Source organism: Campylobacter sp. BCW_6468 (assembly GCF_001762865.1).
GTDB classification, from domain to species: Bacteria; Campylobacterota; Campylobacteria; order Campylobacterales; family Campylobacteraceae; genus Campylobacter_D; species Campylobacter_D jejuni.
In genome coordinates this window covers 138600-158236 of sequence record NZ_MJXQ01000030.1, presented here as the reverse complement: position 1 = coordinate 158236, position 19637 = coordinate 138600, and the positions used below count along the sequence as shown (strand labels likewise).

Annotated in this window: 22 protein-coding genes; 15 read left to right on the top strand and 7 right to left on the bottom strand. The window is 29.7% G+C overall.

Translation table 11 applies throughout. The features are described from left to right. Positions 1-15: 15 nt before the first annotated feature. The gene (gene hemW, locus AJ889_RS03570) at positions 16-1083 is read right to left on the bottom strand and encodes a radical SAM family heme chaperone HemW (protein ID WP_032584707.1); all 1068 of its coding nucleotides are present in this window, start codon (positions 1081-1083) and stop codon (positions 16-18) included. A 100-nt stretch (positions 1084-1183) separates the two neighbouring features. Here hemW and AJ889_RS03565 point away from each other — a divergent pair, with 100 nt between their 5' ends. From AJ889_RS03565 to cmoA, 10 genes are read left to right on the top strand one after another with little or no spacing between them, the layout of a single operon-like run. Then, positions 1184-1654 (top strand): RNA pyrophosphohydrolase, encoded by a 471-nt coding sequence (locus AJ889_RS03565; RefSeq protein ID WP_032581179.1) that lies wholly within the window; start codon positions 1184-1186, stop codon positions 1652-1654. Between the two features lies 1 nt (position 1655). After that, positions 1656-2858, top strand: a complete 1203-nt coding sequence (locus AJ889_RS03560; protein ID WP_002868086.1) for an aspartate kinase — start codon at positions 1656-1658, stop codon at positions 2856-2858. Further along, positions 2859-3395 carry a HobA family DNA replication regulator gene (locus tag AJ889_RS03555; protein ID WP_002861289.1) on the top strand — a complete coding sequence of 179 codons (537 nt, stop codon included), beginning with the start codon at positions 2859-2861 and terminating at the stop codon, positions 3393-3395. Between the two features lie 5 nt (positions 3396-3400). Next, positions 3401-4000 (top strand): DNA polymerase III subunit delta', encoded by a 600-nt coding sequence (locus tag AJ889_RS03550; RefSeq protein ID WP_002867699.1) that lies wholly within the window; start codon positions 3401-3403, stop codon positions 3998-4000. 1 nt (position 4001) lies between these two features. Further along, a complete protein-coding gene (gene folP, locus AJ889_RS03545; RefSeq protein WP_032584706.1) occupies positions 4002-5144 on the top strand; it encodes a dihydropteroate synthase in 1143 nt (380 codons plus the stop codon). Next, entirely contained in the window at positions 5145-7088 is a 1944-nt protein-coding gene (gene ligA / locus AJ889_RS03540) for an NAD-dependent DNA ligase LigA (RefSeq protein ID WP_002909507.1), read from the top strand. Further along, positions 7069-8073: a membrane protein gene (locus AJ889_RS03535; RefSeq protein WP_011049741.1), complete on the top strand. Its 1005-nt coding sequence runs from the start codon at positions 7069-7071 to the stop codon at positions 8071-8073. The genes ligA and AJ889_RS03535 overlap by 20 nt, the downstream gene beginning before the upstream one ends. Next, a complete protein-coding gene (locus AJ889_RS03530) occupies positions 8070-8831 on the top strand; it encodes a TlyA family RNA methyltransferase (protein ID WP_070293262.1) in 762 nt (253 codons plus the stop codon). Before AJ889_RS03535 ends, AJ889_RS03530 begins: the two co-directional genes overlap by 4 nt. Beyond that, a complete protein-coding gene (locus AJ889_RS03525; RefSeq protein ID WP_032584705.1) occupies positions 8797-9651 on the top strand; it encodes a bifunctional riboflavin kinase/FAD synthetase in 855 nt (284 codons plus the stop codon). Before AJ889_RS03530 ends, AJ889_RS03525 begins: the two co-directional genes overlap by 35 nt. Then, positions 9638-10348 carry a carboxy-S-adenosyl-L-methionine synthase CmoA gene (gene cmoA, locus AJ889_RS03520; RefSeq protein ID WP_002859101.1) on the top strand — a complete coding sequence of 237 codons (711 nt, stop codon included), beginning with the start codon at positions 9638-9640 and terminating at the stop codon, positions 10346-10348. Before AJ889_RS03525 ends, cmoA begins: the two co-directional genes overlap by 14 nt. On the opposite strand, the gene AJ889_RS03515 is transcribed toward cmoA, so the two are convergent. The 5 genes from AJ889_RS03515 to nth are packed head-to-tail and all read right to left on the bottom strand — an operon-like array spanning position 10338 to position 12964. Then, complete coding sequence (locus AJ889_RS03515) at positions 10338-10559, bottom strand: EexN family lipoprotein (protein ID WP_002859102.1); 222 nt, start codon at positions 10557-10559, stop codon at positions 10338-10340. The two genes, cmoA and AJ889_RS03515, sit on opposite strands and share 11 nt — an antisense overlap. After that, positions 10556-10990: an EexN family lipoprotein gene (locus tag AJ889_RS03510; RefSeq protein WP_002855128.1), complete on the bottom strand. Its 435-nt coding sequence runs from the start codon at positions 10988-10990 to the stop codon at positions 10556-10558. Before AJ889_RS03510 ends, AJ889_RS03515 begins: the two co-directional genes overlap by 4 nt. Before the next feature lie 57 nt (positions 10991-11047). Continuing rightward, complete coding sequence (locus tag AJ889_RS03505; RefSeq protein ID WP_002852232.1) at positions 11048-11680, bottom strand: trimeric intracellular cation channel family protein; 633 nt, start codon at positions 11678-11680, stop codon at positions 11048-11050. A gap of 10 nt (positions 11681-11690) precedes the next feature. Beyond that, positions 11691-12341 (bottom strand): DNA/RNA non-specific endonuclease, encoded by a 651-nt coding sequence (locus tag AJ889_RS03500; RefSeq protein WP_002852117.1) that lies wholly within the window; start codon positions 12339-12341, stop codon positions 11691-11693. After that, on the bottom strand, positions 12338-12964 hold the full coding sequence (nth, locus tag AJ889_RS03495) for an endonuclease III (protein ID WP_002852225.1): 627 nt from the start codon (positions 12962-12964) through the stop codon (positions 12338-12340). Before nth ends, AJ889_RS03500 begins: the two co-directional genes overlap by 4 nt. A gap of 80 nt (positions 12965-13044) precedes the next feature. Here nth and peb4 point away from each other — a divergent pair, with 80 nt between their 5' ends. The 5 genes from peb4 (at position 13045) to AJ889_RS03470 (ending at position 18279) form a co-directional block, all read left to right on the top strand. Further along, positions 13045-13866, top strand: coding sequence for a peptidylprolyl isomerase PEB4 (gene peb4, locus AJ889_RS03490; protein ID WP_002852119.1), 822 nt, complete (start codon positions 13045-13047; stop codon positions 13864-13866). After that, complete coding sequence (gene fbaA, locus AJ889_RS03485; RefSeq protein ID WP_002852272.1) at positions 13866-14930, top strand: class II fructose-bisphosphate aldolase; 1065 nt, start codon at positions 13866-13868, stop codon at positions 14928-14930. Before peb4 ends, fbaA begins: the two co-directional genes overlap by 1 nt. Before the next feature lie 94 nt (positions 14931-15024). Further along, on the top strand, positions 15025-16467 hold the full coding sequence (locus AJ889_RS03480) for a MotA/TolQ/ExbB proton channel family protein (RefSeq protein ID WP_002852205.1): 1443 nt from the start codon (positions 15025-15027) through the stop codon (positions 16465-16467). After that, positions 16464-17417 carry an OmpA family protein gene (locus tag AJ889_RS03475; protein WP_002852313.1) on the top strand — a complete coding sequence of 318 codons (954 nt, stop codon included), beginning with the start codon at positions 16464-16466 and terminating at the stop codon, positions 17415-17417. The genes AJ889_RS03480 and AJ889_RS03475 overlap by 4 nt, the downstream gene beginning before the upstream one ends. Continuing rightward, on the top strand, positions 17404-18279 hold the full coding sequence (locus AJ889_RS03470; RefSeq protein WP_002852217.1) for a 1-aminocyclopropane-1-carboxylate deaminase/D-cysteine desulfhydrase: 876 nt from the start codon (positions 17404-17406) through the stop codon (positions 18277-18279). Before AJ889_RS03475 ends, AJ889_RS03470 begins: the two co-directional genes overlap by 14 nt. Here the strand turns inward: AJ889_RS03470 and AJ889_RS03465 are convergent. Then, entirely contained in the window at positions 18271-19614 is a 1344-nt protein-coding gene (locus tag AJ889_RS03465) for a sodium-dependent transporter (RefSeq protein WP_052775708.1), read from the bottom strand. The genes AJ889_RS03470 and AJ889_RS03465 overlap by 9 nt on opposite strands. Positions 19615-19637 lie beyond the last annotated feature (23 nt).

Sequence of the window (19637 nt, the reverse complement as noted above, 5' to 3'; positions counted from 1 at the left end):
TTAAAAAACTTAAATTTAAGATGAGAGATATAAAGCAAGTTCGTCGCTAATGAGAAAATTAGGATTAAAATATCTTTTATTTTTGTAAAAGAGTTTTTTTTCTTTTAATAATATATTTATTTTGTCTTTTTGCCATTGATTGAGTTTTGTTTCATCAATCCCTACTATACTTCTAAGTCCTAAAAATAGGTGTTCTAAATTCAAGTCTTTAGAGCTTAGTTGCTCTATAGATCTAAAAGTGGGATTTTCTATGTAATTTTTTAAATTTTTTGCTGTATAAAAACGCTTATTTTCATAAAATCCTACCGCACTTAATCCACAAGCTAGGTAGTTTTTTCCTTGCCAATAAGCAAGATTATGTTTGCAAATTTGGGCTTTGGTTTTTGAAAAATTGCTGATTTCATATTGAAAAAAGTCAAGCTCTAGAAGTTGTTTGATAAAAAATTTCATTAAATTAGGAGCATTTTTTTTGAAATGTTCTTTTTTGGCAAAGGCTGTGTTTGATTCTATGGTTAAATTATAAGCACTAAGGTGTGTGATTAAAGCCTTGATTTGTTTTAAGTGTAAGAGTTCAAATTCAAGCATTTTTTTATTGTCTAATTTTGTATCATAAATAAGATCTAAATTGATATTTTTAAAACCTACTTTATTTGCATTTTCTAATGCTTTGATAATCATTTCTTGATTGTGAATTCTTCCAAGAAAGTGAAGTTTTTTAGGATGAAAACTTTGAGCTCCAAAAGAAATGCGACTAACTCCTAGATTTTTCATATTTTTAAGCCAATTTAATGTTGCTGAGTTGGGATTAGCTTCGCATGAAATTTCTACATTTTTATCTAGTAAGGGATATAAAATTTTAAAAATATCTTCATAATTATACGCATCGACACAACTTGGTGTTCCTCCGCCTATGAATAAGGTTTTAATTTGATTTGATTGAATGTTAAATTGTTTTAATTGAAAAACAATATCTTCTTTTAAAGCCTGAAAATAGGCTTTTTCATAATCATTTTTTTTCAAACTTGTAAAAGCGCAATAATTACATTTGCTTTCACAAAATGGAATATGGATATAAAAATGCATAAAAACCCTAAAATATTTTATTAAATTTTTAATGTATTTTAATAAAAATTTGATTTGATTTAGGTTAAAATTATATCCTTGAGATTTAAGGAAAAATATTGTGGAAAACGAGAAAAATTATAGACCAAATGTTGCAGCTATTGTTTTATCAAGTTCTTATCCTTTCGAGTGTAAGATTTTTATAGCTAAAAGAAGTGATATGGATAATATTTGGCAATTTCCACAAGGAGGCATTGATAAAGGTGAAAGTGTCAAAAACGCTTTATTTAGAGAATTAAAAGAAGAAATAGGCACTGATGAGGTTGAAATCATTGCTGAGTATCCAGAATGGTTGAGTTATGATTTTCCGAGTAAAATTGTTAAAAAAATGTATCCTTATGATGGGCAGATTCAAAAATATTTTTTAGTGCGTTTAAAGCACGGTGCTACAATCAATATCAATACTAAGCATCCTGAATTTGATGATTATCAATTTGTGAGTGTTAAACAAATTTTTGAAATGATTAATCATTTCAAAAAAAATATTTATGTTAGAGTGATCAAATATTTTGAAGAGAAAGGTTATATCTAAAATGCTTATAGTTCAAAAATATGGTGGAACAAGCGTTGGAACACTTGAGCGTATCGAAGCAGTAGCCAATAGGGTTATCCAAAGTGTGCAACAGGGTAATCAACTTGTTGTTGTAGTATCTGCAATGAGTGGGGTGACAAATACTCTTATCGAGCAAGCTGAATATTTTAGTAAAACTCCTAATGGTAAAGATATGGATATGCTTTTAAGCAGCGGAGAGCGTGTAACAAGCGCTTTACTTTCTATCGCTTTAAATGAAAAGGGTTGTCCCGCTATATCGTTTTCTGGGAGAAAAGCAGGAATTATTACAGATAGTGTTTTTACAAAGGCAAGAATTCATCATATTGATACAAAAGCGATAAAATCAGAACTTCAAAATGGTAAAATAGTCGTTATAGCAGGTTTTCAAGGTGTAGATGAGGAAGGTAATGTAACTACCTTAGGGCGTGGTGGAAGCGACTTAAGTGCTGTGGCGGTAGCAGGTGCCTTAAATGCGGATTTGTGTGAAATTTATACCGATGTTGATGGGGTTTATACAACAGATCCAAGAATTGAACCAAAGGCAAAGAAATTGGATAAAATTTCTTATGAAGAAATGCTTGAACTTGCAAGTTTGGGTGCAAAAGTTTTGCAAAATCGCTCTGTAGAGCTTGCAAAAAAATTAAATGTTAACTTAGTAACTAGAAGTAGTTTTAACAATAACGAAGGAACAATGATAACAAAGGAAGATGGAATGGAACAAGCTTTAGTAAGTGGTATTGCTTTGGATAAAAATCAAGCAAGAGTGACTTTAAGAAATGTAGAAGATAAGCCTGGAATCGCAGCTGAAATTTTTTCTGTTTTGGCAAATGAAAATATTAATGTAGATATGATTATACAAAATGTTGGAGTTGATGGCGCTACAAATTTGGGTTTTACAGTTCCTCAAAATGAACTTGAATTAGCCAAAAATGCTATGCAAAAAATTTTAAGCTCAAAAACAACTATAGAAAGTGATAGTGCTGTAGTAAAAGTTTCTATAGTCGGCGTAGGCATGAAATCACATTCAGGAGTGGCAAGTAAAGCTTTTAAAGCTTTAGCTGATGAGGGGATTAATATCGGTATGATTTCTACTAGTGAAATTAAAATTTCAATGATAGTTCATGAAAAATACGGAGAACTTGCAGTTAGAGCACTACATGAGTGCTACGGACTTGATAAATAAATGAGTGATTTTTTAAGTTTTACTCTTGAAAATATTCGCAATGGCGGAGCTTTTATGGCATGGTTGGAGTCGCGTCGTTTAGAATGGGCTCCTTTGATGGCTGCAAGACTTAAATATCTTTTAGAGGGACGCACTTTTGTCTTAATGTGCGATGAACAAAGATCTTGGTATGAAGAGTATTTTTTAAAAAATATAAATTCAAAAGCCGCTCGTCCTATGCTTCCTTTTGTGTCGTTAAATTCTTTATGCAAGAAGAAAGTACAAAGTTCAGAAGATATAGCTTTACTTAATGACTTGCTTGACATTTCTTTTCCTAATGGTTATGTGTATTTTTATATAGGAAGTGCTTCTGATAATAAATCTTTAATCGCTAAATCAAGAGATGATAGTTTATTGTGGCTTTTTGATGAGCAGTTACAAGATAGTTTTTATTTAAATTCTAAAGATAAAGACTTGGATATCAAGCTTATTAGTTTATATCAACTTTTTGATGTAAGTTTGGATGCAATATTATTTTCCAAGGTGCAATTAGGATAAATATTTTGTTTATTAGTAAGATTATTATCAGCGAAGATTTTTTAGGTATTAAAGAAGAAATGATTAATAATTTTGGTATTAAAAAATTAAGATTTTTTATGCCACAAAATGAATTTTTACTTGATGATGCAAGAGCGGTTGAAAAAGAAAGCTATATTGCAGAAACTGAAGAAAAAATTATTGTTTTAATGGCGGATTCTTATAGGATAGAAGCACAAAATTTTTTACTTAAACTTCTTGAAGAGCCTCCAAAAAATATTAAATTTCTTATTGTGGTACCTTCTAAAAATTTACTTTTACCTACCATAAAATCGCGTCTTATTTGCGAAAAAAGAAAAGTTGAAAAGGAAGTTAAAAAACTTGATTTAGATCTTAAAAGAATGGATTTAAGAATGCTTTTTGATTTTTTGCAAAAAAATGAAAATTTGGATAAAAATGAACTTATGGATCAAATCGCATTACTTGCTAAAGAATGTGTGAAATATAAAGATTTTAATGCTGAAGAATTAGAGTTTTTTTATGAAGGCTATGAGCTTGCAAAATTAAATTCTAAAAGCGGGGTGCTTTTAGCTACTCTTTTGTTAAATTACTATACAAAGAAATAAAATGAAATTTTTTAAAATCAATCCAAATACCGATTTTGATTTGCTTTGTTCTTTCATAAATCCCCATAAAATGGGACAAAAGATTATGAGTGAAAAAACAAAAATTCATTTTATTTTTATCAAAGATATTTCCACTCCTGCAGCAAATATTTTAAAACAAGATGCTTTAAGAATAGGAGCTGAACTTATTACTCATAAAGAAGTAATTACTGCAAAAATCACTCATTCAAATGCACTTTTAATGGCAAGTAAAGAGCAAATTCAAAAGCTTATTGCTAAAGAAAAACTTCAAGATTTTGGACTTAAAAATTTGGCTCTTTTTTTACAAAAAGATTTTTTAAAACCAAAAAAAGCTGAGCTTATGGCAGTGATTAATGTCAATGAAGACAGTTTTAATGCAAAAAGTCGTGTGAGTGAAGAAGACTTTGAAAAAAGGCTTAATGACTTTCTTGCTTTAAAGCCTGCGTATATCGATATAGGTGCGGTTAGTTCAAGACCTGGGAGTGAGTATTGTGGCAAGGAAGAGGAATTTAAAAGACTGAAAAAAGTACTTGACTTAATTTATGAGAAAAATTATTACGAACAAGCAATTTTTAGTTTAGATAGTTTTGATGAATATTGTCTAGAATATGCTTTAAATAAGGGTTTTAAACTCATTAATGATATTACAAGTTTAAGAAATCTTAATCTAGCTAAACTTGCAAGTAAATATGAGGCAAAATATTGCTTAATGCACATGCAAAACAATCCAAATAACATGCAAGATAATCCTTCTTATGAAGATTTGCTTGATGAGATGACTTTGTTTTTTAAAGAAAAACTTGAACTTTTAGAAAGTTTTGGAGTAAAAGAAAGTATTTTAGATGTAGGTATTGGTTTTGGAAAGAGTGCGGGGCATAATATGATTTTAATCAAACACTTAGAGCATTTTTTGCAATTTAATAAGCCTTTACTTATAGGTGCGAGTCGCAAAAGTGTGATTAATGCGTATTTTCAAAGCGAGATTAAAGATCGTTTAGCAGGAACTTTGTATTTGCATTTAAAGGCTTTTGAAAATGGTGCTAGTATTATAAGAGTGCATGATTTATATGAACACAAACAACTTTTTGCTTTAGCGCAGGCAATGGATAATATAGGAGTTTAGATGAAAAAAGAAGAGTATTTAGAAAAAGTTGCTTTAGCAAATTTGTGGATGAGGGCATATTATGAAAAAGATGAACCCTTGGCTAGCGATGAAGAATACGATGCTTTAATTAGAGAATTAAGAGTTTTTGAAGAACAAAACAAAGATGAAATTTCAAAAGACTCTCCAACGCAAAAAATAGCTCCTATCATACAAAGCGAGTTTAAAAAAATAGCTCATTTAAGGCGTATGTGGTCGATGGAAGATGTATTTGATGAGAGTGAGCTTAGGGCTTGGGCAAAACGCGCAAAATGTGAAAAAAACTTTTTTATAGAGCCTAAATTTGATGGAGCGAGTTTAAATTTGCTTTATGAAAATGGTAAATTAGTAAGCGGTGCCACTAGGGGCGATGGCGAAGTGGGTGAGGATATAACGCTTAATGTTTTTGAGATAGAAAATATACCTAAAAATATAGCCTATAAAGAAAGGATAGAAATTCGTGGAGAAGTGGTGATTTTAAAAGATGATTTTGAGAAAATTAACGAAAAAAGAGCCCTTTTAAATCAAAGTTTATTTGCCAATCCACGCAATGCTGCAAGCGGGAGTTTAAGGCAGCTTGATACAAGCATCACTAAAGAAAGAAATTTGAAATTTTATCCTTGGGGAGTAGGGGAAAATACCTTAAATTTCACCAAACACAGCGAGGTGATGCAATTTATCAGAGAGCTTGGTTTTTTAAAAGATGATTTTGTAAGACTTTGCGCTAATTTAGATGAGGTTTTAAAAGCTTATGATGAGCTTTTAGCTTTAAGAGAGAAAAAGCCTATGATGATGGACGGTATGGTGGTAAGAGTTGATGATCTTGCACTTTGTGAAGAATTAGGCTATACGGTAAAATTTCCAAAATTTATGGCAGCTTTTAAATTTCCTGCACTTGAAAAAACCACGCGTTTAATAGGGGTAAATTTACAAGTAGGAAGAAGTGGAGTGATTACTCCTGTGGCGGTTTTAGAACCTGTAAATTTAGATGGGGTTGTAGTAAAATCAGCCACCCTTCATAATTTTGATGAGATTGCAAGACTTGATGTTAAAATCAATGATTTTGTAAGCGTGATAAGAAGTGGCGATGTTATCCCTAAAATTACTAAGGTTTTTAAAGAGCGTAGAGAAGGTTTAGAGATGGAAATTTCACGCCCTAAGCTTTGTCCTACTTGCCAAAGTGAGCTTTTGGATGAAGGAACTTTAATAAAATGTCAAAATATAGATTGTGAAGATAGACTTGTCAATTCTATCATTCATTTTGTTTCTAAAAAATGTCTTAATATCGACGGACTTGGAGAAAATATAGTAGAACTTTTATACAAGCACAAAAAAATCACTACGCTTGAGAGCATTTTTCATTTAAAATTTAGTGATTTTGAAGGTTTGGAAGGCTTTAAAGAAAAGAAAATCAACAATCTTTTAAATGCCATAGAGCAAGCCAGAGAATGTGAGCTTTTTCGTTTTATCACGGCTTTAGGAATAGAGCATATTGGCGAGGTTGCGGCTAAAAAATTAAGTTTAAGTTTTGGTAAAGAGTGGCACAAGCAAAGCTTTGAAGCTTATGCTAATTTAGAAGGTTTTGGAGAGCAAATGGCTTTAAGTCTTTGCGAATTTACGCGTGTTAATCATACAAGAATTGATGAATTTTACAAGCTTTTAAATTTGAAAATAGAAAAACTTGAAATCAAAAGTGATAGTATGATTTTTGGTAAAACTTTTGTGATTACAGGTACTCTTTCACGTCCAAGAGATGAGTTTAAGGCTTTGATAGAAAAGCTTGGGGGTAAGGTAAGCGGCTCTGTTTCTAAAAAGACTGACTATGTGCTTTTTGGAGAAGAGGCAGGTTCTAAACTTAGCAAGGCTAAAGAGCTTGAAGTAAAATGTATAAATGAAAGTGCTTTTAATGAGCTTGTTAAAGAATAGTTCTTATATTTTAACGCTTTTGAGCCTTTTTGGCTTTTTGCTAACTTGGCAAAGGAGTGCTTTTTCTTTATTTTTTTTAATTCCTATTTTTTTAACACTTTTTTGGGAATTCTTTTTATTTTTAAAGCTTAGAAAAAATATTATAAAAGAAGCTACTTTGATTAAGGGAAGTTTGTTTTATCGTATTAGTATGGGGGATTTTTATCTTTATATTTTTAGCTTTTTTTTGGCGATTTTTGGACTTGTTTCTTTATTTTTAAATTTTTTAAATCTTGAAAAAATTGATTTTGTTTTTATATTTATAATTTTACCTTTATTGATGATATTTTTAAAAAAAGAATTGCATTTGCAATTTATAGATAATGCTTACAATGATTTTAGAATAGTTGTTATCGCTAGTTTTTTTACTGCTTTATTTTATGCATTTTATGGGCTTTTTTTTACTTACAATGAACTTTTAAATTTAGAACTTTTTTCTAGGAAAATCATTGCCTATAAGAGTGCTTCTTTTGTTTATTTTGATTTTTTATCTGAATTTTTACATTTTGTTTCAAATTTAAAATTTTTTATTTTTTCTTATTTTGGATATTTGGGGTTTAGGGCTTTAAATTTTATTTTTGATTTTTTTAATTTTTTTATGTTTTGTTCTCTTTTGGCTTTTGTTTTTAATTTTGTTTTGAAAATAAAGATAAAAATAATTGTTTTATTTTTATGTTTTATCATGGTTTTAGGAAATTATTTTTTAAAAGAGCAAAGAAATAATGCCTTAAAATCCGAACAAGAGCAAATACTTTTATGGATGAATAATTTTAATTTTTTAAAAGATAATAACTTAAGTTTAATTCAAAAAGAAAAAGATCTTTTTGAAAAAGATCTTAAAGATCTTAGAGAAATTTTTAAAAAAAATGCTTTTGAAATAGGTATTTGGTGGTTTTCTAAAGAAAAAGAAGACTTAGAAAAAAGAATAAATGAGAGTTTAAAATGAGATTTGATTTTTTTGTTTCAAAGCGTTTAAATATCAGTAGAAATAAAGCCTTAGAGCTTATAGAAAATGAAGAGATTTTACTTAATGGTAAGAGTTTTAAAGCTTCTTTTGATGTAAAAAATTTTTTAGAAAATTTAAAAAAAACGCAAGATTTAAATCCTGAAGATATACTTTTAGCCAATGAGTTAAAATTGGATCTTTTAAGTGAAATTTATGTTTCAAGAGCAGCTTTGAAATTAAAAAAATTTTTAGAAGAAAATGATATTGAAATAAAACATAAAAATTGTCTTGATATAGGATCTAGTACGGGCGGTTTTGTTCAAATTTTACTTGAAAATCAGGCTTTAAAAATCACTGCTCTTGATGTGGGTAGTAATCAACTCCATCCAAGTTTAAGAGCAAATGAAAAAATTATCTCGCATGAAAATACAGATCTTAGAGCCTTTAAAAGTGAAGAAAAATTTGAACTTGTTACTTGTGATGTGAGTTTTATTTCTCTTATTAATTTACTTTATTATGTCGATAATTTAGCTTTAAAGGAAATTATTTTACTTTTTAAACCTCAGTTTGAAGTGGGAAAAAATATCAAAAGAGATAAAAAAGGTGTTTTAAAAGATGACAAGGCAATCTTAAAAGCAAGAATGGATTTTGAAAAAGAATGTGCTAAGTTAGGTTGGCTTTTAAAAAATACGCAAAAATCAAGCATTAAAGGAAAGGAAGGTAATGTTGAATATTTTTACTACTATATCAAAAATTAATATTACTTCTTTAGCCATAGGTTGTTTTGATGGTATGCATTTAGGACATCTAAAACTTGTAAAATATTTAGATGAGAATGGGGCTTTGCTAGTTATTAATAAATTTAAAGGTCAATTTCTTTGCTCAAATCGTCAAAAAGAAGAAATTTCAGGAAAAAAAGTTATAGAAGTGGATTTTGAAAGTATAAAATCTTTAGATGGTAAAGATTTTTTAAGCTTTTTGAAAAAAGAATTTACCAGTTTAAAATTTATAGTCGTGGGTTATGATTTTTCTTTTGGGAAAAATAGGGCTTATAGTGCTAAAGATATTGAGTTTTTAAGTGGGATAAAAACTATAATAGTTGATGAATTTAGCATAGGTGGAATAGGTGTTCATGCAAGTTTAATTAAGGATTTTTTATCAAGAGCAAATTTGCAAAAAGCAAAAGAATTTTTAGGGAGAAATTATAGCATCAAAGGAAAGGTAATTAAAGGACAAGGCTTAGGTTCTAAAGAACTTTTTGCAACTATAAATTTAGATTGCGAAGGTTATTTTTTGCCTCAAAATGGTGTTTACGCTACTTTGTTAAAAAGTCAAAGAAAAACTTATAAAAGTGTGAGTTTTTTAGGTGTAAGATCAAGCGATGAAAATTTTGCTATAGAAAGTCATATTTTAGAAGAATTGGGTGAAAATTTCACGCAAGGAGAGTTTTTTGAACTCGAGTTTATATCTTTTCTAAGAGAGAATCAAAAATTTCAAGATCTAAAAAAACTTAAAAATCAAATTACTAAAGATATAGATCAGGCTAGAGAATTATTAAGGAAAAATGATGAAAGATGAACTTTTTAAACAAAGCCCTAAAAAACAATTTGAATTTGATAAAAGCGTGGCTAGTGTTTTTGATGATATGATCAATCGTTCTGTACCATTTTATAGAGAAAATTTAGAACTTTGTGGCAATTTATTGGCTAAAATTTTACCTACAAATGCAAGTGTTTGCGATTTGGGCTGCTCAAGTGCTAATTTTTTGATTTTTTTGGCAAATCTAAGAAAGGATTTTAAACTTTTTGGCGTGGATAATTCTGCTTCCATGCTTGAAGTTGCAAAATCAAAAGCTAAAGCTTATGGGCTTGATATAAGTTTTTTTGAAGCTAATTTATGCGAATTTGATTTTTTTACTTGCGATGTTTTTGTAGCAAATTATACCATGCAGTTTATTCGTCCTCCTAAAAGACAAGAATTGCTTGATCAAATTTATAAAAATTTAAACTCTAAAGGCATTTTGATTATGAGTGAAAAAATCCTTTATGAAGATGCTTTTTTGTCTAAAAATATCATAGAACTTTATGCTGATTATAAAGAAAAACAAGGCTATTCTAAGTTTGAAATCGCAGCTAAAAGAGAAGCTTTGGAAAATGTTTTAATTCCTTATAGTCAAAAAGAAAATTTAAATATGCTAGAAAAGGCAGGTTTTAAGAAAATAGAAAGTATTTTTAAATGGGCAAATTTTGAAACTTTCATAGCTTTTAAGGATTAGAAATATTTTCATCTTCCCATTCATCTTTTGGAAAACCTATCTTATATGCATTAACACAATCTTGACTAATGATAGCTTTGTGTCTGCATTCTAAACTTCTTTTTTTTGCTTCCTCGGGGTGATTTTGATAATATTCTACACTTTTGGTTTGTTCGCATGCTGCAAAAAATATACCAATAAGGCTTAAAAAAAGAGTTATTTTCATGGTCATTTTTCCTGTGTCATATTAACATCATCGCTAAAGATAGAACTTTGATTGTTTTCTGTTGTTTTGGAAGGATAAATTTCAGAAGGTGTTTCTGCTATAGGTGGTATTATAATACTTTCATTATTTTCTGAACTTTGGTTAATATCTTTTGTGGTTTTTTCTTTTTTTAAATCATTTTGTTTTAAAGCTTCTAATATTTGATTATCAGATTTTTTCGGTGTGTTTGGACTGTATTTACCCTCTTCATTTGTTGGTTTAACACCAACTTTTAATGCATTAATACAATCTTCGCTAAGAGTTCCGCTTTCTTTGCATTCTTTCGCTTTTTCTTTTGCTTCGCTAGGAAGATTTTTGTAGTAATTTTCTGTTTTACTATCACAAGCTGTTATATTAATAACTATTAAAATTGCAAGTAAAATACTTAGTCTTCGCATTTATCAATCTCCTAAAATTTTTAATATCTTAGCAAACTTGTATAAAGCAACGATAAATTATTTTTCTTCATTGTAAGAAAAAATAGGTAAAGACCATTGATATTTGATAGCTAAAAGCCTTGCAAAAACTCCTATAAAAAGAGTTAAAAGTGTGCAAACTAGGGCATTAAGCTCAAGCCAAATTATTAGAGAATAATAGATTGCTCCTGCAATTATGGCAATTCCTGCATAAATTTCTTTTTGAAACACCAAGGGGATTCTCATACATAAAATATCTCTTAAAATTCCACCAAAAACACCGGTAATTACAGCGGCAGCAACGGCTATGATAAAGCCATGGTTTTGATCTATAGCTATTTGAGCTCCAAGTATGCTAAAAACAACAAGTCCTATAGCATCAAGAGTTAGAAATAAAGTTTCAAGTTTGGTTACTACGCGCGGAATTTTTGTGGCTACAAGGGCGCAAAAACAGATTAAAATAATATATTCAGGATGTTTAACCCAAGTTAAAGGATAATGTCCTAAAAGCACATCTCGTATGCTTCCGCCTCCAATTGCTGTTACGAGAGCAATAAAAATAACTCCAAAAAGATCCATTTTGTGGCGTCCTGCAGCTAAAGCTCCTGTCATTCCTTCTGCGGAAATACCTATGATATAAAGAGTGGTTATCGTAAGAGCATTTATCTCCATAATTTATACCTTAAAATTTATCACAATTTATTTGATACTGTTTAATATTTTCATCATTTACTTCGTGGTTTGGTGCTTGATAGCATTCTTTAAATTTCGGAGTTTTAATAATTTTCACATAAAAACTTGGTATAGCAATACGGTTTTTAATGTATTGTGGTTCTTTATCGTAAAGTACTAAATTTAAAACTTCGATACTTTGAAATTCTAAAGCTAAATTTCTTTCTCTTTGTTCGATTTCATTCCAAATTTTATTATTTATTTGTGCATTTTGTGGGGTAATATTACTCATTAAAAATACTGAATTTTGAGCAGCTTTACTAAAGCTAAAAGAAGCATTGGGTGCAGTGTGTCCTCGTGTGTAACCACTGTTTTTATAATTACTCCAAGTAGTGCGGTATTTTTTAGGAATATTTGTATCATCTTCAAAGCGAGGGCGTTTTTTGATTTGTCTATCTTTCAAATTTGAAGCTTCTACCTTATAAGCAACAGCTTTTGTGCCTTTGAGTTTATAATCATAGCAATTTAGATAAAAAAACTTATCTAAGATTTGCGAGCAATTTATATTGTTAAAATAAGAAGAAAAATCAGCACTAGGCTTGTAAGGTTCTAAGGCAAAAATATTAAGAGATATAGTGAGTAAAAAGATGAAAATTTTCATTTAAGTTCCTTATCTTTACTTTTGCAAAGATGATTTAAAAAGCATTCTTTACATAAAGGTTTTTTAGCTTTACAGGTGTAACGTCCAAAAAGAACCATGGCTTGATGAAGATAGTTAAGATTATCTTTAAATGTGCGTGTTAAATCTTCTTCTGTAGCTTCTGGAGTTTTTGCTTTGCTAAGTCCTAAGCGGTGAGAAACTCTAAAAACATGAGTATCTACAGCCATGAAATTTGCTCCGCACCATTCTATTAAAACTACATGAGCGGTTTTTTGTCCTACGCCTGCTAAGGATTTTAAATTTTGTTCATCAAGGGGAATTTCTCCGTCAAAATTTTCACAAACTGCTTTTGCCATTTTTATAAGATTTTGTGCTTTATTATTAAAAAATGAACAAGTTTGTATATAGGTTTTAAGACTTGATAAATTTGCATTTGCAAGGGATTTAATATCAGGATAAGCTTTAAAAAGATCAGGAGTGATGAGATTAACTCTTTTATCAGTGCATTGGGCTGAAAGCATTACGCAGACTAAAAGCTCATATAAATTTGAAAATTTAAGCTCTGTTACAGGCTTGTCAAAATGTTTTAAAAAAAGTTCTTTGATTTCTAAATTTCTTTTCATTTTTTAATTTTAGTTAATTAGCTTTAAACCAAGTTTAGATATAATTGATTTTATATACATTTTATTAAAAAGGAAACCTAATGAAAAAATTTTCTTTAGTCGCAGCAACTTTGATTGCAGGTGTAGTTTTAAATGTAAATGCAGCTACAGTAGCTACTGTTAATGGCAAGAGCATTAGCGATACAGAAGTAAGTGAATTTTTTGCCCCTATGCTTAGAGGACAGGATTTTAAAACTTTGCCAGATAATCAAAAAAAAGCTCTTATTCAGCAATATATTATGCAAGATTTAATTTTGCAAGATGCTAAAAAACAAAATTTAGAAAAAGACCCTTTATACACAAAAGAACTTGATCGTGCAAAAGATGCAATACTTGTTAATGTTTATCAAGAGAAAATTTTAAATACTATTAAAATTGATGCGGCTAAAGTTAAAGCTTTTTATGATCAAAATAAAGACAAATATGTAAAACCTGCAAGAGTGCAAGCAAAACATATCTTAGTAGCGACAGAAAAAGAAGCTAAGGATATTATTAACGAACTTAAAGGTTTAAAAGGTAAAGAACTAGATGCTAAATTTAGCGAGCTTGCTAAAGAGAAATCAATTGATCCAGGTTCAAAAAACCAAGGTGGTGAGCTTGGTTGGTTTGATCAATCAACTATGGTAAAGCCTTTTACAGATGCTGCTTTCGCGCTTAAAAATGGTACTATTACTACAACTCCGGTAAAAACGAATTTTGGTTATCATGTAATCTTAAAAGAAAATTCGCAAGCTAAAGGTCAAATCAAATTTGATGAAGTAAAACAAGGTATTGAAAACGGACTTAAATTTGAAGAATTTAAAAAAGTTATCAATCAAAAAGGCCAAGATCTCTTAAATAGTGCTAAAGTGGAATATAAATAATGGGTGTTTTAGACATTGTAAAAGCAGGGGTGATTAGCGGAGATGAGCTTAATAAAATTTATGACTATGCTAAAGCAGAGGGTTTTGCTATCCCTGCTGTTAATGTTGTAGGAACTGATTCTATTAATGCAGTTTTAGAAGCTGCAAAAAAAGTTAACTCTCCAGTTATTATCCAGTTTTCAAATGGTGGGGCAAAATTTTATGCAGGGAAAAATTGTCCTAATGGAGAAGTTTTAGGTGCAATTAGTGGGGCTAAACATGTACATTTACTTGCTAAAGCTTATGGTGTACCTGTGATTTTACACACTGATCATGCTGCAAGAAAACTTTTGCCTTGGATTGATGGGCTTATTGAGGCAAATGCACAATATAAAAAAACCCATGGACAAGCTTTATTTAGTTCTCATATGCTTGATCTTAGCGAAGAAAGTTTAGAAGAAAATCTTAGCACTTGTGAAGTTTATCTTCAAAAACTTGATGCTTTAGGTGTCGCGCTTGAAATAGAATTAGGTTGTACAGGTGGCGAAGAAGATGGAGTGGATAATACAGGTATTGATAATTCCAAGCTTTATACCCAACCAGAAGATGTAGCTCTTGCATATGAAAGACTTGGAAAAATTAGTGATAAATTTTCAATCGCAGCAAGCTTTGGAAATGTACATGGAGTTTACAAGCCAGGAAATGTTAGCTTACAACCTGAAATTTTAAAAAATTCGCAAAAATTTGTAAAAGATAAATTTGCTTTAAATAGCGATAAGCCTATAAATTTTGTATTTCATGGCGGTAGCGGTAGTGAGCTAAAAGATATTAAAAATGCAGTAAGCTATGGCGTAATTAAGATGAATATTGACACAGATACTCAATGGGCTTTTTGGGATGGGGTGCGTGAATATGAACTTAAAAATAGGGCTTATTTGCAAGGACAAATTGGAAATCCAGAAGGTGATGACAAGCCAAATAAAAAATACTATGATCCGCGTGTTTGGTTAAGAAGCGGTGAAGAAAGCATGATAAAACGTCTTGAAATCGCTTTTGAAGATTTAAACTGTATAAACAAAAACTAAGCATTTTAAAAGCTTAGTTTTATTTTGTTTTAAAAATTTTTATCAAATTAAGTAGCAATCTTTAAAATAAAATTTTTAATGAGGTATTGGTTTCATGGATATTAAATCAGATGAAATTTCAGAACTTGTTTTGCCTGAAGGCAAAGATGCAAGAGGTTCTTTGGTTTATTTTAAAATTATTTTTATTCCAGCTTTTCTTTATATTTTGATTTTATTGGGTTATTTTAATGTAATTGACTTTAAGGTCGAATTACATACGGTTATTATGACAGGTGTGATTTTTTTTACAGCATTGATTTTTGCTAGACATAGTGCTGAGTATGCGTATAGTATTTTTGAACAACAAAAAGATGAATTTAAACAGGCTTTAAAAAGACATATTATGAGGCATTTTCTTGCCATAGGGAAAGACACGAAATCAAATGCCAATTTTGATGACTTTGCTTATACATATATTAAGGGTGCAAGAAATGAGAATTTTGCTAGTATAGGTTCGGCAATTTTTCCAATGATGGGAATTTTAGGAACTTTTATCAGTATAGCTTTTTCAATGCCAAATTTTAGTTCTAGTGATACAGCCGCTTTAGAACAAGAAATTGCAGATTTGTTAAGTGGAGTGGGAACTGCTTTTTATGTTTCAATTTATGGAATTTTTCTTGCATTATGGTGGATGTTTTTTGAAAAATATGGTAAAAGCAAAATAGATCGTTTGCTAAATCGTCAAAAAAACGCTACAAGTGGATTTTTTTGGACAAAAGAAGAGCTTGATCAAAGATATTTAACTGAAAGTTTGCAACATTTTGAAAAAATTGGAGCAATTTTTAAACAAGTTAGTAATGATGATTTTTTTGCAGAGCTTGATCATGCTATTGATAGAAAATTTGGTATTTTCCAAGATATGCTAAATGTAGAAGAAAAGGCTATTAGATTAAGTAGTGAACATATCAAACAAACCATGGGTGAGCTTAGTAAAGCACAAAGAGATCAACGCGATCTTGGAAAGCTTTATAGTGAAATGTTAAATGGTATAGGTTTGCTCAATCAAAATTTAAAAGAAATCAATACAAGAATGTCAGAACAATATAATCGCTTGCTTGATATCAGTAGTGATAAAATTCATCATCTTGATAAGACACTAAGTGCATTCGATGAAAAAATAGAGCGTTTTGGTAAAAATTTTGAACTTTATGAAAAAGCAATGTTGGAAAGTCAAGAAAAGGTTTTTGAGGGATTTAAAGCAAGCTTGTTTGAAGGTATGCATAAATTTAAAGAAGTATATGAAGAAGAAAAAAGTATTGATGCTAAAATCAAAATGATGGATGAGCTTAAAAAAGAAATGAAAGCACTTGATGAAGAAACAAGTCAAATGATGAGCAAGCTTTCTGGGGATGAAAATCAGAATAAAGAAAATGAAACCAAACAAATAGAAGATTTTTCAGAGTCTAAGACTGAAGAAAATCAAGATGAAATTCAAGCAGAAATATCTAAGCAAGAAAGCAATGATGAGCTAAAAAATGAAGATAAAGAAAATAAATGAAAAATGAGTCAAAAGAAGATAGCAATTTTTGGATAGCTTATGCTGATTTAATGGCAGGATTGCTGTTTGTTTTTATTTTGCTAATAGGTGCTATTGTTGTAAAATATGTTTTAACTCAAAGTGATTTAAAAGAAATCAAAGATAATCTCAATAAACAAGAGGCACGCTTAGAGGAGAGTAAAGAAGAGCTTAGAAATAAAGAAGCCATAGTGTTTAAACTAAGTTCTGATTTAAACAATGCTTCTAGTGCTTTAAATCTTGCTAATTCTCAAAAAGCAGAATTAGAGGCTAATATTACAAATTACAAGCAGTTAAGTAAAGATTTAAACTCAACTTTAGATAATAAAGATAAGCAAATTTTGATTTTACTAGGTCAACTAGAGAAAAAAGATGAAGAGCTTAAAAATTTACAAGAAGATTTTCAAAAAGCTAAAGAAAAGGTGCAAAATCTTGGTTTGATTCGTGAAAATTTAAGCAAGGAATTACAAAGTAAGCTTGATAATAATATCACTATAGATGAAAAGACAGGATCTATTTCTTTGCCTGCTGAAGTACTTTTTGATAAAGATTCTTATGTGTTAAAAAATGAGGCAAAGGCAAGTTTGAGAAAAATCTTAAGCGAATATTTTGATGCTATTCTTGAAGATCCAAAAATTTTTTCTAACATTGAAAATATTATTATTGAAGGACATACTGATAGTGATGGATCTTATATTTATAATTTAGATTTGTCGCAAAAAAGAGCTTATGAGGTGATGAATTTTATCTATACTTTTTATAAGAGTGATAAGCTTCAAAAGCTTTTAATGGCAAGTGGACGTTCTTTTTCAGATCCTGTGTTTGTCAACGGAGTTGAAGATAAGGATAAGAGTCGTCGCATAGAAATAAAATTTAGCATTAAAAATGATAATGCTTTAAAGGATGTAGAAAAATTCTTTGAATTTCATTAAAACAATTAGTCCTATACAAAAAATCAATTTTAACGGATTTGAATTTTATATTAAAAGAGATGATTTATTAGGGGAAATTAATGGAAATAAAGCTAGGAAACTTGCTTTTTATATCCATCAAAGATATCCTAAAAATCAATCTTTTGTAAGTTATGGAGGAAGCCAAAGTAATGCTTTGGCGGCATTAAGTATTTTTGCCAAACAAAGATCATATAAGCTTGTTTTTGCTTGTGAAAAAATTTCTACTTTTCTTAAGAATAATCCTTGTGGAAACTATGCTTTAGCTTTAGAAAATGGTGTTGATTTTGTAGAAAATATCCATTCTTTATCCTTAAAGCAATTTGCTTTGTCTTTGTGTAAAAAAGATGATGTTTTTATAGAACAAGGTATAGCTAATTTAGAAGCTCAATATGGCTATATGGAACTTGCTCAAGAAATTCAAATGCAAAGTCAAAGTTTAAAGCTTGATTTTGATATTTTTTTACCTTCGGGTACAGGCACTTCGGCAGCTTTTTTGGCAAAGTATTCTAAATTTAAAGTATTTACTTGCGCTTGTGTAGGTGATATTAAATATCTTAAAAAACAAATTTTAACATTAGATCCAAGCTATGATTTTTCAAATTTAGAATTTTTAACAAGTGATAAAAAATATCACTTTGCTAAGCCGTATAAAGAATTTTATGAGCTTTATATGGATTTAAAGTTAAAGTGCAATATAGAATTTGACTTGTTGTATGATATTTTAGGATTAAGTATAGCATTAAAACAAGAGTGGAAAAAACCATTGCTTTATATACATCAAGGTGGAATTTTAGGAAATTCCACTATGTTAGAGAGATATAAATTTAAAAAATCAGTTTAAAATTCCATAGATAAAAATGATTAAAATAATCAAAGGTACTATATATTTTACATAATAAAACCAAATTCCAAACCATGAACTTTTAAGTGTATTGTTATTGCTAAGTTCTTTTAGACTTTCTTGTTTGCCTAAAATCCAACCTACATAAATACAGCAAAAAAATGCAGTTAAAACAAACAAAATATTTCCACTAATGAAATCAAAACTATCAAAAATGTTTTTTCCTTTGATGATAACAATATCACGCCAAGGCCCATAAGTTAGAATACAAGGAAGATTGCCAAGTATGAAGATAAACCCTAGAGTTAGGTTAATAGAAAGATTTTTAGAATATTTAAATTTTTCTTCTAATACGCTAATAATAACTTGATAAATTGGCAAGCTTGTGGTTAAAGCTGCAATCAAGAGTAAGACAAAAAATAAAATACACACAATAGTGCCAAAATGGATATGAGAAAATGCTATAGGTAAAGTTTCAAAAACCAAAGAAGGCCCGCTATCTGGAGCAAGTCCCGCTGAGAAAAGTGCTGGAAAAATCATAAAACCAGCCAAAACAGCTATGATAGTATTTAAAACCCCTGTATAAATAGCGGTTTTTGCCATATTTTCATTTTTATTAAGATGAGATGAAAGTGTTATCATTACCCCAAAACCTAGGGATAAAGTAAAAAAGACTTGTCCTAAAACATCGATTAAAAGTTTTGGTGATAAAATTTTACTAAAATCAGGTTCAAGATAAAATTTAACTCCAGCCATAGCTCCATCAAGGGTTAAATTGCGTCCTACAACAATAATAAGACAGATAAATAATAAAGGCATTAAAAATTTTACGGATTTTTCTATACCATCTATAATGCCTCTTTTTAAAATAATATAATTAATAATTACAAAAACAGTGGTAAAAATACCAACTCCTAAAGGATTGAAGGCTATTTTGTCGTTAAAAAACTGATGAGTAAATTCTTTGCTTACTACATTGGCAAGACTAAAATTCCCTAGGGTTAATTCCCAAATATAAACTAAAACCCATCCTCCAAGTACCATGTAGTAAGCCATTATGCCAAAGCTTCCTAAAAGTCCCATATATCCAATACTTTGCCATTTTTGTTTGAAAGCATCTACGCTATTTGTCATCGCTTTTCTGCCTATGACATTTTCAACTAAAATAACAGGAATGCCTATGATAATCATGGCTATACAAAAAACTAATACATAAGCACCGCCACCATTTTCTCCTACAAGATAGGGAAAACGCCAAGTTGCTCCAAATCCTATGGTTGCTCCAGCAACTGTTAGAATATAAGTTAGTGTGCTACTCCATGTTTGTCTTTGCATGATTATCCTTTCGAAAAAGAATT

What these genes read in the sequence shown, in the direction of transcription:
- AJ889_RS03555 (WP_002861289.1), top strand. Translation starts at nt 2,859, where the DNA reads ATGAGTGATTTTTTAAGTTTTACTCTTGAAAATATTCGCAATGGCGGA.
- AJ889_RS03530 (WP_070293262.1), top strand. Translation starts at nt 8,070, where the DNA reads ATGAGATTTGATTTTTTTGTTTCAAAGCGTTTAAATATCAGTAGAAAT.
- AJ889_RS03505 (WP_002852232.1), bottom strand. Translation starts at nt 11,680, where the DNA reads ATGGAGATAAATGCTCTTACGATAACCACTCTTTATATCATAGGTATT.
- cmoA (WP_002859101.1), top strand. Translation starts at nt 9,638, where the DNA reads ATGATGAAAGATGAACTTTTTAAACAAAGCCCTAAAAAACAATTTGAA.
- hemW (WP_032584707.1), bottom strand. Translation starts at nt 1,083, where the DNA reads ATGCATTTTTATATCCATATTCCATTTTGTGAAAGCAAATGTAATTAT.
- AJ889_RS03525 (WP_032584705.1), top strand. Translation starts at nt 8,797, where the DNA reads ATGTTGAATATTTTTACTACTATATCAAAAATTAATATTACTTCTTTA.
- AJ889_RS03515 (WP_002859102.1), bottom strand. Translation starts at nt 10,559, where the DNA reads ATGACCATGAAAATAACTCTTTTTTTAAGCCTTATTGGTATATTTTTT.
- AJ889_RS03500 (WP_002852117.1), bottom strand. Translation starts at nt 12,341, where the DNA reads ATGAAAATTTTCATCTTTTTACTCACTATATCTCTTAATATTTTTGCC.
- folP (WP_032584706.1), top strand. Translation starts at nt 4,002, where the DNA reads ATGAAATTTTTTAAAATCAATCCAAATACCGATTTTGATTTGCTTTGT.
- AJ889_RS03480 (WP_002852205.1), top strand. Translation starts at nt 15,025, where the DNA reads ATGGATATTAAATCAGATGAAATTTCAGAACTTGTTTTGCCTGAAGGC.
- nth (WP_002852225.1), bottom strand. Translation starts at nt 12,964, where the DNA reads ATGAAAAGAAATTTAGAAATCAAAGAACTTTTTTTAAAACATTTTGAC.
- AJ889_RS03510 (WP_002855128.1), bottom strand. Translation starts at nt 10,990, where the DNA reads ATGCGAAGACTAAGTATTTTACTTGCAATTTTAATAGTTATTAATATA.
- peb4 (WP_002852119.1), top strand. Translation starts at nt 13,045, where the DNA reads ATGAAAAAATTTTCTTTAGTCGCAGCAACTTTGATTGCAGGTGTAGTT.
- AJ889_RS03465 (WP_052775708.1), bottom strand. Translation starts at nt 19,614, where the DNA reads ATGCAAAGACAAACATGGAGTAGCACACTAACTTATATTCTAACAGTT.
- ligA (WP_002909507.1), top strand. Translation starts at nt 5,145, where the DNA reads ATGAAAAAAGAAGAGTATTTAGAAAAAGTTGCTTTAGCAAATTTGTGG.
- AJ889_RS03535 (WP_011049741.1), top strand. Translation starts at nt 7,069, where the DNA reads ATGAGCTTGTTAAAGAATAGTTCTTATATTTTAACGCTTTTGAGCCTT.
- fbaA (WP_002852272.1), top strand. Translation starts at nt 13,866, where the DNA reads ATGGGTGTTTTAGACATTGTAAAAGCAGGGGTGATTAGCGGAGATGAG.
- AJ889_RS03475 (WP_002852313.1), top strand. Translation starts at nt 16,464, where the DNA reads ATGAAAAATGAGTCAAAAGAAGATAGCAATTTTTGGATAGCTTATGCT.
- AJ889_RS03560 (WP_002868086.1), top strand. Translation starts at nt 1,656, where the DNA reads ATGCTTATAGTTCAAAAATATGGTGGAACAAGCGTTGGAACACTTGAG.